The organism is Pseudoalteromonas sp. SR44-8 (assembly GCF_014163635.1).
Lineage (GTDB): Bacteria > Pseudomonadota > Gammaproteobacteria > Enterobacterales > Alteromonadaceae > Pseudoalteromonas > Pseudoalteromonas rhizosphaerae.
Genome location: NZ_JACJDS010000010.1, coordinates 69,149 through 82,341 on the forward strand (window position 1 = coordinate 69,149; position 13,193 = coordinate 82,341).

Sequence of the window (13,193 nt, forward strand, 5' to 3'; positions counted from 1 at the left end):
ACAGTAAACCTCTACCTATAAAAGGACGGGAATGAAATGGATCAGTTATTAGCAATAGATATGGATTTTTGCACTGACAATAGCGATTGCCGTGTGCATGATATGAGCGCTCAAAAGCAAAGTGGTTTGGCATGGGTTAAAGCCAATACTGACTTAATAAATGATTGGGTAAATCAAGATGGTTTAGCGCTACTGAGAGGGCTAAATATTGTGAGTACTCACCAATTTAGTACTATTTTAGAAACTATTTTTGGTGAGCCTCTAAAGCAGTATGTTTATCGTTCATCGCCACGCACTGCGTTGAAGAATAATATTTATACCACCACAGAATACCATGCAGATCAGGTGATTTTACAACACAACGAAAATGCATATTCGAATAATTGGCCTAAGAGAATGGGGTTTTTCTGTGTGGTGCCAGCGACGACTGGGGGCAATACGCCCTTGGCCGATAGTCGTGCGGTGTATAACCACATACCCATGCGGATCAGAGAAAAGTTTGAGCGGTTAGGCGTCATGTACGTGCGAAACTACGGCGATATTGATTTACCTTGGCAAGAAGTGTTTCAAACACAGAGTAAAAGTGATGTTGAACAGTATTGCCATGCAAACGACATACAGTTCGAATGGGTCAATGGCGATAAATTGCAAACACGCCAATGCCGCCCTGCTGTTGTCACTCACCCTTCAAGTGGTGAAAAAGTCTGGTTTAATCAAGCCCATCTTTTTCATTGTTCAAGTATGGACAGTGCCGTGGTGCAATCAATGCGAAGTAGTATTGGTGAAGCAAATTTGCCCCGTAATGCGTACTACGGTGACGGCACGGACATTGACCCACAAGACATAGCAGCAATCAATGATGTGTATCGTGGGCTTACATTCTCTTATCAATGGCAGCGTAATGATATTTTGTTGCTTGATAACATGCTGTACACCCATGGACGAGAAGCATATAGCGGTCCTCGAAAAGTACTGGTTGGCATGGCTTAACTGGTTGTTATTACAATAAGTTTACTAAGACTATTTTCACTTTGTTAGCAGTGATGATTTTGGCAAAGAGATGTGGCTATTTACAGGAGAATAATAATGAAATGGCTTATGCATGTAAAGTTTAAAATCATGATTGTCTGCTTATTAAGTTTGATTTTAGCGTCTTGTTTGCAAAAAAAGAGTGTAGCAAAAAATGTCACTATCACAGCGGCTCAGATAGAAATGATTGCTGCAACAGTGCAAGAATATTGTGACACTTTAGTCTTTTTTGGCACTGTGTATATTACTTCTGCTGATGCGGTTGTATACGAGGCTAATTGTGGACCGCAAAATATGCAATATGATATTGCAAATACTACAGAGTCAAAATACCGAATTGGTTCTAACACTAAAGCATTTGCGGCAACCATGTTAATGAAAATGCTCAAAGGAAAAGATTTAAGAACACAGACTATAGGTGACTATTTACCTTGGTTTCCTAAAAATCAATGTGCGGATGTGTCATTGCACAATTTATTGACTATGTCTTCAGGCATTAATAATTACAGTGATAATGAAGACGTTTATGATAATTATGGTTGGCGGCCGTTTCTTTATGATCAAACGCTAAATTTAAATGGGCCTGAAGATTTCAGTAATCGTTTTTGTACTTGTACAGAACAAGATGAAAAACCGACATTTACTCCGGGCTCTAAGTATCAATATAGTAATTGTAATTATTATTTGGTCGGCAATATTATTGAGCAAATAGCTGCGGGTAGCCAAGGCGATATTGACCGTAACTTTTGGTTCGAAAACCTTCTTAAAGAACAGATATTAGATCCCATTAATATGAACGATAGTGGTTCATTTAGCGCCATTGGCGTGTATCAAAATATGACCACAGGCTATATCTCAAATCAAAACCCATATTTACCACTAGCCAATGGCAGACCGCCATTAGTTGGCGGCCCTGCGCCATACGAGAATATTTTAAAGAATCCTTATAGCAATCCATTGGTACTTTATTCTGCTGGTGATATGTACTCAACAGTGACTGATATGCATAAGTGGGATCAGGCATTATACACAAGTAAAATTTTAGATGAGGCACAAAAATTAGTGGCATTTGCACCTTATTCTAATACCGGTAACAGTACGCAATGCGAATACTATGGTTATGGTTGGTTTGTTACATTTATTGACCCTTTACAGTTTGGCAAAGTTGCCGATTGTCCATCAGATCCTGCTGATGCAAACCTGCGAAAATATGAAAAATTTTTACAGTACTCAGGTAGTTATCCTTATTCATGGGTGACAAGCTTTAACCGTTTAGTGGAACGGGATCAATCAGTGATGGTCTTTAGTAATTACGTTAAAACAGGACTAGAGTCGGACTGCATTGCAAGTGAGATCAGAAATATAATTTTTTACATTGATAAGCACCGAGAAGATAAGTGCCAAGCGATATTAATTGATGCGTAAAGTTGTGTCGATGAATTGGTGAATGTCAAAAGAATTGAATTGATTAGTTTCTTGTACTGGCTGTGGGCTAAGTACTAATAAAGTTGGAACCAAACCTGAACAAGGAGTGGTTGTAGTCCAATTACTGTTTGCATGTTTATGCAAAGTATTACTTTTCTTTTCATGAATATGAAAAGAAAAGTGAAAAAGGGCAAGTTACTGACTAAAGTTTTACTAGAGCAGTAATTTGGTGGGTTCAACAACTGTTAATTTAATTCATAGAGGAAAAAATATGACAGCGGCAAAAACAGCGAAGGACGAAAAGGCGAATACTGACACCGTTTCTGAGCAACAAGCAGATCTCGTTGAAGCAGAAAATCGAGTTGCTGTAGCGCAGATCATCGTCGATAAGTATAGCAAATGGTCATTTGGCAGCGGACTTATTCCAATTCCAGTGGTTGATTTGGTAGCTTTGACAGGTATTCAAATAAAAATGATTGATGAGATTGCTAAGGTATATGGCCAATCCTATAGTGAGAATAAGCTGCGAGGCACTATTAGTGCGGTAATTGGTGGCTCTTTTCCACAGACATTGGGAGGGGCTGGCTTGAGTAGTTTCCTTAAAGCTATACCTATCATTGGAACGCTTAGTTCCATTGCATTTATGCCAGTGATCTCGGCGGCATCTTCGCATGCAGTCGGTTCTACGTTTATTCGACACTTTGAAAATGGCGGTACATTGATAGACCTTAATTTAGCGAGTATTAAAGGTGATATCTCTGAGATCGCAGCGAAGTATCGTAAAGACAAAGGTGATGCAAGTGCTCAACAAAGCCAAGCTGCAGTGTAAGTAGAATGAGCTAAACCCTAAATAAACCAGCAGTTATTGCTGGTTTATTTATCAATTGATTACAGCTTAACTGAAAAGGAATTAATAATGATCGTCATTTTATATTTAGGATTATGTTTATTGTGTGGTTACTGGGGGCGAAACACTTTTGCAGGCCCGGTAGGCTTTTTTTTGCTGTCGCTGATGCTGACACCTTTTGTCGGTTTATTAATATTAATTTTTGCGCACAAAAAAGATGCAACACATAGCCAAGATACATAACAAGTAATACAGCGACATGGATAACAACGTTTAACGCTCAATTAGTTATATAGCTTAGTTAAACCACTGGTTTTAAAGCAGTGGTAATATTATTCAGCTGTACGTTAATGAGTGTTGATAAAGACCATCAAAAAACAATAAAAGATTCTAAAATGGTATTATACGATTTAATTAGTCGAAACATCACAGTTAAAAAAAGAACTTTTGCTGCGCTAGGTTGTATTTCCGGATTAGCAAATGCCCTCGTTTTAGCGCTAATAAATAATGTTGCGGAAAATATTGCTGATATTCACCGCGAAAATCATATTCTTTATTATCTCGCTTTATTTTCGTTAACCATTGCTATTTATGGTCTCACCCAACATAGATTAATGACTAAAGCTGCAAAAATGGTTGAACAAGCCATAGATGGGTTACGTGTCGAGTTGTTTGAATGTGTTCGTCATACTGAACTGGCGACCTTAGAGAAGATTGGTAAAGAGAAAATTTTTACTACGCTAAGCAAAGAATTACAGACTATTTCTCAGTCTGCGCAACTGTTTGTGATTATAGGTCAGTCAATTAGCTTAGTTTTTTTTACATCTATGTATATTGCATATCACTCCTTTGTGGCTTTCATTGTGTTGGCCGTATTGATTATGCTTGGCGGCAGCATTCACCGGCTTCGGGCAGACGAAATACAAAAGAATATGCAGCAGTCATTTGAGAGCGAAAACAAATTAATTCAACGCTTGTCTGATTTACTCGATGGCTTTAAAGAAGTAAAGCTAAGTGTTCCAAGAGCGGATGATCTTGAATATGAGTTTGCAATGGACTCAGCGCGCGCTAAACGCTCTAAGACGAAAACACAAACTTTGTTTGCCAGCGATTTTATTTTATCGCAAATCAGTTTTTTTGCGGCAACTGGGGCTATGGTTTTTATTGTACCGGTGTTATCGCATGTCTACACCGATGTGGTTATTAAAGTTACCACAGCTTCGCTGTTTTTAATTGGCCCAATCACCAGTATTGTCGGCGGTATTCCTATTTTTACCGCTGCCAGTGAAGCTGGACAAAATGTGTTAGCGTTGGAAAAGGAGTTACAGTCTGAACAGGAAAAAACTCAACATACTAAATCGGCTCATGCTGAGCTCGCAACATTTGAACAGATACAACTAAGTGGTGCATATTATCAGCATAATCGTACTCCTGGTGAACATGCCTTTGTAGTTGGTCCCATTGATTTTCAGCTGCAGCGAGGCAAAATTACTTTTATTACTGGGGGAAATGGGAGCGGAAAAACTACCTTTATTCGTATGCTCACAGGTCTATATGAGTTACAGGCTGGAAAAATACTCCTCGATGGTCAACAGCTCAATGAAACTTCACTGCAAGGTTATCGTAGCTTGTTTACAGCGGTATTTTCTGACTTTCATTTATTTAAACAGCTGTATGGTATTCACGATACAAAACAACAAGAAATTGATGAATGGTTGGCATTTTTAGAAATGAACACCAAAGTTAGTATCGTCGATGGTCAATTTAGCACTGTTGACTTATCGTCAGGGCAGCGAAAGCGCTTAGCGTTATTGAGTACAATTTTAGAAAATCGACCTGTATATATTTTTGATGAATGGGCTGCCGATCAAGACCCTATTTTTAGGCGTAAATTCTACGAGCAAGTATTACCACGACTCAAAGCAAGAGGAAATACAGTGATTGCAATTACCCATGATGATACATACTTTCATTTAGCTGATGCCCATTTAAAAATGGTGGAAGGGCAGTTAACCGATAATAACGATATTGTAAGCAATGGGGTCTCATCATGAATATTGTCATTACTCCCGATTTAACTCTGTTGGTGCTTGTGGGTTTACTACTTGCATTAATAATCACAAATATCAGTATGCGTTTTATTAAACGTTATAAGCCTAAATTTCATAAACGTATTTTGTCATGGCGTTTTAGAGCTGGGATCACATTACTGGTTTTTATGTTTCTAGGCATGGTGCTGGTGCCAGTGATGTTTATTAAAATTGATTCAGGCCAAGTCGGAGTTTTGTGGAAACGTTTAGGCGGTGGTACCTATTTGGAAAAACCATTTGATGAAGGAACAGTGTTAGTTCTGCCTTGGGATACGCTAACGCTTTATTCAAGTCGGTTTCAAACTGCTGATGAAACAATTCACGCTATTACTTCCCAAGGCTTACAAATTTCGTTAGATGTGACTGTGCGTTATCGGCCAGTGGTTTCACAAATACCTTATCTACATAAGTTAGTTGGTACGGATTACCTAAAAGAAACAGTACTACCAGAAGTTAATTCTGCGGTGATCATGATTGTATCGCGTTATACGGCAGAGCAAGTGTACGGTAATATGCGTTTACAAGTGCAAAATGAGCTTCTAGATGAAGTTTTAAAGGAACTGCAATTACAAGAGCAGACAATTTTACAGCAAGAAAAAGCGACGCACTCAGGGCAAGTGCTAGTTAATTTGGATGATATGCTGATCAAGCGCGTTAATATACCAGAAAAGGTACATAATGCGATTATCGCAAAAGTGAATCAAAATTATTTGAACGAAGAATACGACATGCGTTTAGTTGTTGCTAGAAAAGAAGCGCAGCGTAAGAAGACCGAAGCAGAAGGGATCAGAGATTTTCAGCAAACAGTCAGTGGTGGTATTTCTGAAACATATTTACGCTGGCGAGGGATTGAAGCTACAGTGGAGTTGGCCAAATCTAACAATAGTAAAGTTGTAGTGATAGGTGGTGGTAAAGATGGTTTACCATTAATTTTGAACACAGAAACAACGCAAGGCTCAGTCGGCCCAAGCCCTATAATACCTAGTACCACAGCTGAAAAAACGCTAACGAACGATCCTGCTTTACCATTCGTGCAAACGCCTTCCAGCCCAGAAAAAACATTTTATCAGTAATAGCAGCATTATTAGCTCGCATATTAAAAACATAAAGTAGCTGTTTATAGATAAAAAGGTGTCGATATTGACACCTTTTAGTTGTGTTGCTCAATCTAGTTTCAGTAACAATTCATTTTTATAAAGTCTATAAGTTAATTTTCTTCACCTATTAGGTTTATTTTTATCGTTTGTTGAAATTGAGCTAACACTCTAAAGTTCAATTGTCGGCACCAGATACGACACGATTTAGGCAAATAATCAAATAGGAATATAATCATGAAACGTACACTTATCAAAACTATTGCTCTTAGCTCACTATTAACATGTTCAGCTGTTGCTCTGGCTGATCAAAGTGATTACAAATTAATGGTTATTGAGACAGCAACAGCGCCACAGCCAGTTGAACAATCATTTAATAATTGCGCACTAAACGTGAAATCAAAAAATTACGCGCAAGCAGAAACTATTTGTACTAAAGCGATTGCGTTGCTAAAACAAAGCGAAGGCCCAAAAATGAAATTACGTGAATTAACATCGTTTGCATTAAGTAATCGCGGTGTATCACGTATGATGGCTAAAAATGATACCGCTGGTCTTTCAGATTTATATGAAGCTGCACAAATGGCTGATAGCGCGATGGTATCGCATAACCTTACTCGTGCTAAAGAATACCTATCTTTATAAATTAGGCCTTATTACTTGAATTAAAGCCCCATACTGTTAACTCAGCATGGGGTTTTTGCGTTATTAGGCTATGGCTTATCCTGCCACAGGGGTATTGTCAGTGGAGATGCCTTTAAGGCTTTTGATCAGCATATAAATACAGGTGGTGAATAAACAACCGCCTAAATACAACATAATGCCGTTAGCTGAAGCAAATAGGTTGGCAGCAAGCAAAGGCCCAAAGACCGAGCCAAAGCTGTAACTCAGTAACATAATTTCCGTTGCTGAGACTATTTTTTCGATTGGCAATGCGTCACAGGCTAAGGTGATGGCAATGGGGTAGAGTGCAAAACTTGCAGCCCCTAAAATAAAGTAACTGGCCATCAATACGTTGAAGTGTACAGCTTGCATAATACCAACTACACCCATCGCGCCAAATAAACAAAATAATGCCATTAATAAGCTTTTTGCCATTCGTGTTGATAAATAACTCACCAACGGCTGTACTAACATACCGCCTAAAATAATCACCGCCATCAAGGTGCCAGTAAAAGCGGCCTGCTCACTTTGGGCAGCGATATATACTGGCATTAAACCGTATATTGGGCCAAGTACTAATCCTGATACCAAACAGCCTAAAATTGCTGGGCGACTGAGCTTTTTTAACTCAGTTAATTGTAGTTTTTGCGAGTGCTGACTTTGCGGTTGCCCTGATTTAATCAGCAGCGGTGCTAACATCGCTAAAAATAATAGAGCAATAACAAACAAATAGGGGAGTGGGCCACTGGTACCAAGCGGATCGATAGCTAGTTGGCCAACGGCGCTGCCACCGTACAGGGATGTCATATACAGGCCTAATCGTTTAGCTCGTGCTTTGGCAGTGTCAGTCATTAGTAACCAAGATTCAACCACCACAAATACCCCAGCTACGGCGATACCAGCTACAAAGCGGGCTAAAAGCCACACGTTGGCATTAGGTAAAATAAGCTGTGCTGCAACACTGAAAATTAATAACCCCAGAAATGCCAGAAAAGCATGACGGTGGCCTACTCTTGCAACAATACGCTCAATAAAAAAAGCACCAATTAATAAGCCAAGATAAAAGACACTAGCTAACCAAGAGGCAAGTTCATTATCAAGCCCAAAGGCGCTCAATGATAAAGGAATTAGGCTCATTAAAAAGCCTGAGGCAATAGCAAAAAAAGACAAACCAATAACAGGCGCAAGTGGGTTATTTGGTTTATGACTGGCAGCGAGCTCAACCATTAAAGAATCCGATTTAAAGGGCATAAATAATTGCGTTGGAGTGTTTTAATAGCTGGCAATTATTTTTGGTTGGTTAATTTTGCGGCGAATTTAATCCGATTTTGAACACAAGTAAAGTTATATTTGAATATTTACTCAACATTTTATTTAGAACGCTAAGTTAGGTAAATTAACCGGTTATTTACGTCATTTTGGTATCATTTTTTTAGCGAAATTGTTTAAAATTTGTAGTTGTTTTATCAATCTAAATAATAACTTGGTATGCTGTGTTTTTATTTTTCATCAAGAGGCAGTAGTAAAAATGAACCAGCTAACAATCGCTTTAGTCGGGCTTGGGGATATAGCACAAAAAGCATATTTACCTATTGCCACGCAACATGCACAGATCGATCCTATTTTTTGTACACGAAACCTGACAACATTAACGCAGTTAGCGAAGCAGTATCGGGTTCAAAAGTGCTTTACAGATTACCAAGCGGTACTGGCGTGTAAGCCCGATGGGGTGATGATCCACACTAATACTGAGTCTCATTTTACGTTTGCGAAGCAGGCACTTGAACAAAAAATCGCTACGTTTGTGGATAAGCCATTAGCGTATAGTTTTAGTGAGGTAAGTCAACTTATTGCGTTAGCAACTAAACATAACACGCCATTATTTTTAGGTTTTAATCGTCGCTTTTTACCAATTATGGCCGATATTGCAAAGCCACAAATACGCCATCTTAAATGGCAAAAAAACCGCTTAAATTTACCAGCACAGCCACGCACTTTTATTTTTGATGACTTCATCCATGTGGTTGATAGTTTATGCCATTTTGCAAATGTAGAGCGTTTTGATCAACTTAACCAGTTACAGGTGTTTTCACAGCTAGATCCACAAGGCTTATTGGCAGCAATACATGTTAGTTTTGAGTTTGAGGGGCGGTTATTTCAAGGCGCTATGGATAGATTAAGTGGCTGTAATGAAGAAGTGGTTGAAATAACCGGTTTGAATGAAAAGTGGCGGTTTGAATCGCTAACCAATATGACCTCTATGGTCAATGGAATACAGCAGAGCGCGATGCAAAATGATTGGCAAGCAACGCTATATAAACGGGGCTTTGAGTCAATGCTAGAGGCATGGCTAACGGCGGTTAAAACGCAGCAGGTAGACCAATTACAGCTTAAAAAAGATAGTTTAACACATGAGTTGTGTGAGTGGCTGGTTGCACACGTATCAAACAATAATGAACTATTTCACTGTTAAACTATTTCAAGGAAGTTGTAATGAAAGTGATGAAGTACATGGGACTAACGTTCTTTACAGTCCTTGTTATTGGGCTGCTCATACCTGAAAAAATAGTGATCCCAGTCAAAGGTGCAACAGCAAATGATTGGCATCATAATACCTTTTGGTATAGCCCTTGGGGTAAATCAGGTGTACACAAAGGGATAGATATTTTTGGCAAAAAACACACGGCAGTGGTTGCTTCGGTAAGTGGTGTGGTGCTGTATTCAGGTGAGCTAAAGCGCGGTGGTAAAGTGGTGGCATTACTTGGGCCTAAGTGGCGACTGCATTACTTTGCCCACTTAGAAAGTTATTCGGTAAGTGCAGGAGACTATGTTGCAGTCAGTGAGCTGATTGGTAGCTTAGGAGACACGGGGAATGCGGCAGGTAAACAACCTCACGTACATTACTCTATTTTATCGTTACTACCGTACCCATGGTTAATGACCGCGCAAAGCCAAGGCTGGAAGAAAATGTTCTTTTTAAATCCAGATGAAAAACTACGCTAAAATAATTGCCGTTATTTTCACACTTATCCAGCTGATTAACTTAAAATACCGGTAATTCACTCTTTTTATTTAGGAATTCAGCAGTAATGAATTCTATTGCAGTTAGCCTGTTTGGCAGGATGTTTTCTAATAAAGCCATGTTGGCGTTTGATCACCATATGTTGACTATTTGCCAAGGTAACTCAACTAGACAAATAAGTTGGAGTGATTTGGAGGCACCGCCGTCGTTTGCTTTCGGCTTGTTTGGTCAAACGATTTCTTTTGTTACGGCACAACAAAATCATACATTTTCGCTGCTGGCATATGGTGCTCACCGTAAATTTCAAGCTGAATTTGAACGCTATTGGGTGAACGCTAATGAAGCTAAGCTTGACACTTTTCTTAATAAAATAACAAAACTGGTCAAGCAGCGATATTTACGCCAGTCTTATGTTAGTCGTATTCAGCGGTTGGCACAGCAAGAGCATGACCGTTGGTTGCCGTGGATAAAAAACAGCCCCGCATTTGTTTTAGTGGATAAAAAAATAAACGTATTAGAGCAATATGCAAACTGGGATGCTGCACTTACCCAGTATCTACAACAAAAATACGTTACTAAGCAACTTAACCTACACCACGCTTTTTTTGACCGTGTTGAAGCAAATCCATTAACACTAAGTCAAAGACGTGCTTGTGTGATTGATGACGATAATAACTTGTTATTGGCTGGCGCAGGCACCGGTAAAACCAGTGTTATGATTGGCAGGGCTGGGTTTTTAGTGCAAAGCCAGCAGGCAATTTATAGTGATATTTTATTGCTGGCCTATGGTCGCAAAGCTGCTGATGAAATGGATCAACGGATCGAAAATAAGCTCGCCACCGATAAAATAAAAGCCGCTACTTTTCATAGTGTCGGACTGGCGATTATCTCACAAGTTGAACGTGCTAAACCGACTATGAGTGTATTTGCAGAAGACGAAAAAGCGAAAGCAAAATGGGTGCAGCAGTGCTTTGAATCATTGATTGAAAACAGTGCCGAGTATCGTCATCTGGTTTTAGATTATTTTAGTAAATACTATTATGTTGAAAAAAATGAATTTGATTTTAAAACATTGGGTGATTATTACAGCTACTTAAATGATAACGATATCCGTAGCCTAAAAGGCGACAAGGTAAAAAGCTTTGGTGAGTTATATATAGCTAATTGGCTGTTTTATCACGGCATAGATTATCAATACGAAGCGCCTTATAAAGTTGACGTAAAAACCATTGAACGCAGACAGTACAAGCCTGATTTTTATTTACCTGAGTACGATATTTACATTGAATATTACGGCATCGATGACGCTGGCAATACTGCGCCTTACATTGATAAAGCGCAATACCATAGCGAAATTGATTGGAAAAATACCACTCATGCCAGTAATAACACTCACTGTATAGCTTTGACTTATGGGCAACATAAACAAGGTAAGCTGTTAAGCGAACTTGAACAAGCGCTTTTAAGTGCGAGCGTGAAAACACAGATGTTGCCCTTAGAATCACTGCTCGAAAGCTTAAAAGAAACTGGCAGGATCACCGTATTAGCTGCGTTATTTAGTCAATTGCTGAGTTTATATAAGGCGGCTTATTTAACTGATGCTGATGAAGTTGATGTCATTAAACGCTCCCTTGACGCCAAACAAACAACCCAAGCGTTGGCGCTATTAAAACCAATTTTATCTAACTACAACGCTCACTTGCAGCAGCGCGGTGAAATTGACTTTGATGATATGATTATCAAGGCAATCGAGTATGTTGAGTCGGGCAAGTTTAAATCGCCTTGGCGTTATATTATGGTTGATGAATTTCAAGATATATCACAGCCAAGAGCACGATTGGTTAAAGCACTTCGCGATAGCAACAAGGGTAGTTCAGTATTTGCAGTGGGTGACGATTGGCAAGCAATTTACCGATTCAGCGGCGCTGATATTAAGTTGACCACTGAGTTTGCAACGTATTTTGGCTTTACTACGCAAACGGCGCTGGATCTTACGTTTCGTTTCAATAATAAAATTGGTGAAGTTGCCTCAGCATTTATTAGTAAAAATCCCGCGCAGCTTGATAAAACGATTACTTCTTTAACTCAGGTTTCACATCCTAGTGTGTCGTTATTAAGGCGCAGTAGTAATGCGTCTATTGGTTATAAAAATAGTTATTACAGTGACATTCCTGAACTATTAAATGGTGCGATTGATGACATACTCTGCACAATACACAGCAAGGCATGTAAACCCACAACCGTGTATTTTTTAGCGCGATTTTGGTTTCAGCTACCAACAAATACGGATATTAAAACCATGAGTGTTAAATACCCGTTGTTAAAAATTCAGTCGCAGTCTTTTCACGCCTCAAAAGGTAAAGAAGCCGATCATGTTATTATTATCGGATTACAAAAGGGTAAACATGGTTTTCCATCTGAAAAAGTTGCGCCCGCAATTATCGAAGCTTTATTACCAGCGCCAGAAAACTTCGCTTACGCACAAGAGCGACGGTTATTTTACGTTGCACTAACGCGCGCAAAACACCGCGCCTACATCATTGCTGATATGACCAATAGCAGTTGTTTTGTCTCGGAGTTAATTGCTGAACATGACATAGAACTGGATGAATTTACTAGTGATGTTGATCAATTACATATCGCAGATATAAACTGTATGCGCTGTGATAGCGGGGTATTAAAAAAACACAGTGGTCGTTTTGGGCCATTCTACGGCTGTTCGTTATTTCCGCGTTGTGAGCATAAAGAAAAATCGTGCGAGCAGTGCCAAAGCCCAATGACTCGCAGTCGCTATACAGGGTTTAAATTATGTATAAATACAGCCTGTAACCATCTAGTGCCAACGTGTGATAAATGCGGTGCTGAAATGGTATTACGCAATAGCGCAAAAGGGCAGTTTTGGGGATGCAAAAATTATAAAGGTAATGATCCACTTAGCTGTAAAAATGGCAAAGACAGTAAGTCAATTCAATGGCCCGAGCTTGCTTAACTTATAGATAGATAAGGGCTAAATAGCCCTTATC

The 13,193-nt window shown here is 39.2% G+C and carries 11 protein-coding genes; 10 read left to right on the forward strand and 1 reads right to left on the reverse strand.

The genetic code is table 11. The features are described 5' to 3' along the window. The first annotated feature begins 36 nt into the window (after positions 1-36). From H5183_RS06690 to H5183_RS06720, 7 genes are all read left to right on the forward strand, one after another. The gene (locus H5183_RS06690) at positions 37-990 is read left to right on the forward strand and encodes a TauD/TfdA family dioxygenase (protein WP_182731269.1); all 954 of its coding nucleotides are present in this window, start codon (positions 37-39) and stop codon (positions 988-990) included. Between the two features lie 96 nt (positions 991-1,086). Further along, positions 1,087-2,454, forward strand: coding sequence for a serine hydrolase (locus H5183_RS06695; protein ID WP_182731270.1), 1,368 nt, complete (start codon positions 1,087-1,089; stop codon positions 2,452-2,454). 271 nt (positions 2,455-2,725) lie between these two features. Then, positions 2,726-3,283 carry a YcjF family protein gene (locus H5183_RS06700; RefSeq protein ID WP_145233045.1) on the forward strand — a complete coding sequence of 186 codons (558 nt, stop codon included), beginning with the start codon at positions 2,726-2,728 and terminating at the stop codon, positions 3,281-3,283. An 87-nt stretch (positions 3,284-3,370) separates the two neighbouring features. Beyond that, on the forward strand, positions 3,371-3,544 hold the full coding sequence (locus tag H5183_RS06705; protein ID WP_182731271.1) for a hypothetical protein: 174 nt from the start codon (positions 3,371-3,373) through the stop codon (positions 3,542-3,544). A 107-nt stretch (positions 3,545-3,651) separates the two neighbouring features. After that, on the forward strand, positions 3,652-5,355 hold the full coding sequence (locus H5183_RS06710) for a cyclic peptide export ABC transporter (RefSeq protein ID WP_259397121.1): 1,704 nt from the start codon (positions 3,652-3,654) through the stop codon (positions 5,353-5,355). Further along, positions 5,352-6,464 (forward strand): prohibitin family protein, encoded by a 1,113-nt coding sequence (locus tag H5183_RS06715; protein ID WP_182731272.1) that lies wholly within the window; start codon positions 5,352-5,354, stop codon positions 6,462-6,464. The genes H5183_RS06710 and H5183_RS06715 overlap by 4 nt, the downstream gene beginning before the upstream one ends. 258 nt (positions 6,465-6,722) lie before the next feature. Further along, the gene (locus H5183_RS06720) at positions 6,723-7,130 is read left to right on the forward strand and encodes a hypothetical protein (protein WP_182718887.1); all 408 of its coding nucleotides are present in this window, start codon (positions 6,723-6,725) and stop codon (positions 7,128-7,130) included. A 75-nt stretch (positions 7,131-7,205) separates the two neighbouring features. Here H5183_RS06720 and H5183_RS06725 read toward each other — a convergent pair whose 3' ends face one another. Next, entirely contained in the window at positions 7,206-8,375 is a 1,170-nt protein-coding gene (locus tag H5183_RS06725; protein WP_145233047.1) for an MFS transporter, read from the reverse strand. Between the two features lie 301 nt (positions 8,376-8,676). Here H5183_RS06725 and H5183_RS06730 point away from each other — a divergent pair, with 301 nt between their 5' ends. The 3 genes from H5183_RS06730 to H5183_RS06740 all read left to right on the forward strand — a co-directional run bounded on the left by H5183_RS06730 (position 8,677) and on the right by H5183_RS06740 (position 13,159). Continuing rightward, complete coding sequence (locus H5183_RS06730; protein ID WP_182731273.1) at positions 8,677-9,621, forward strand: Gfo/Idh/MocA family protein; 945 nt, start codon at positions 8,677-8,679, stop codon at positions 9,619-9,621. A gap of 20 nt (positions 9,622-9,641) precedes the next feature. Further along, positions 9,642-10,151 (forward strand): M23 family metallopeptidase, encoded by a 510-nt coding sequence (locus tag H5183_RS06735; RefSeq protein WP_182731274.1) that lies wholly within the window; start codon positions 9,642-9,644, stop codon positions 10,149-10,151. A gap of 86 nt (positions 10,152-10,237) precedes the next feature. Continuing rightward, positions 10,238-13,159, forward strand: coding sequence for a UvrD-helicase domain-containing protein (locus H5183_RS06740; protein WP_182731275.1), 2,922 nt, complete (start codon positions 10,238-10,240; stop codon positions 13,157-13,159). Positions 13,160-13,193 lie beyond the last annotated feature (34 nt).

What these genes read in the sequence shown, in the direction of transcription:
- H5183_RS06710 (WP_259397121.1), top strand. Translation starts at nt 3,652, where the DNA reads ATGAGTGTTGATAAAGACCATCAAAAAACAATAAAAGATTCTAAAATG.
- H5183_RS06695 (WP_182731270.1), top strand. Translation starts at nt 1,087, where the DNA reads ATGAAATGGCTTATGCATGTAAAGTTTAAAATCATGATTGTCTGCTTA.
- H5183_RS06690 (WP_182731269.1), top strand. Translation starts at nt 37, where the DNA reads ATGGATCAGTTATTAGCAATAGATATGGATTTTTGCACTGACAATAGC.
- H5183_RS06700 (WP_145233045.1), top strand. Translation starts at nt 2,726, where the DNA reads ATGACAGCGGCAAAAACAGCGAAGGACGAAAAGGCGAATACTGACACC.
- H5183_RS06740 (WP_182731275.1), top strand. Translation starts at nt 10,238, where the DNA reads ATGAATTCTATTGCAGTTAGCCTGTTTGGCAGGATGTTTTCTAATAAA.
- H5183_RS06725 (WP_145233047.1), bottom strand. Translation starts at nt 8,375, where the DNA reads ATGGTTGAGCTCGCTGCCAGTCATAAACCAAATAACCCACTTGCGCCT.
- H5183_RS06715 (WP_182731272.1), top strand. Translation starts at nt 5,352, where the DNA reads ATGAATATTGTCATTACTCCCGATTTAACTCTGTTGGTGCTTGTGGGT.
- H5183_RS06720 (WP_182718887.1), top strand. Translation starts at nt 6,723, where the DNA reads ATGAAACGTACACTTATCAAAACTATTGCTCTTAGCTCACTATTAACA.
- H5183_RS06705 (WP_182731271.1), top strand. Translation starts at nt 3,371, where the DNA reads ATGATCGTCATTTTATATTTAGGATTATGTTTATTGTGTGGTTACTGG.
- H5183_RS06730 (WP_182731273.1), top strand. Translation starts at nt 8,677, where the DNA reads ATGAACCAGCTAACAATCGCTTTAGTCGGGCTTGGGGATATAGCACAA.
- H5183_RS06735 (WP_182731274.1), top strand. Translation starts at nt 9,642, where the DNA reads ATGAAAGTGATGAAGTACATGGGACTAACGTTCTTTACAGTCCTTGTT.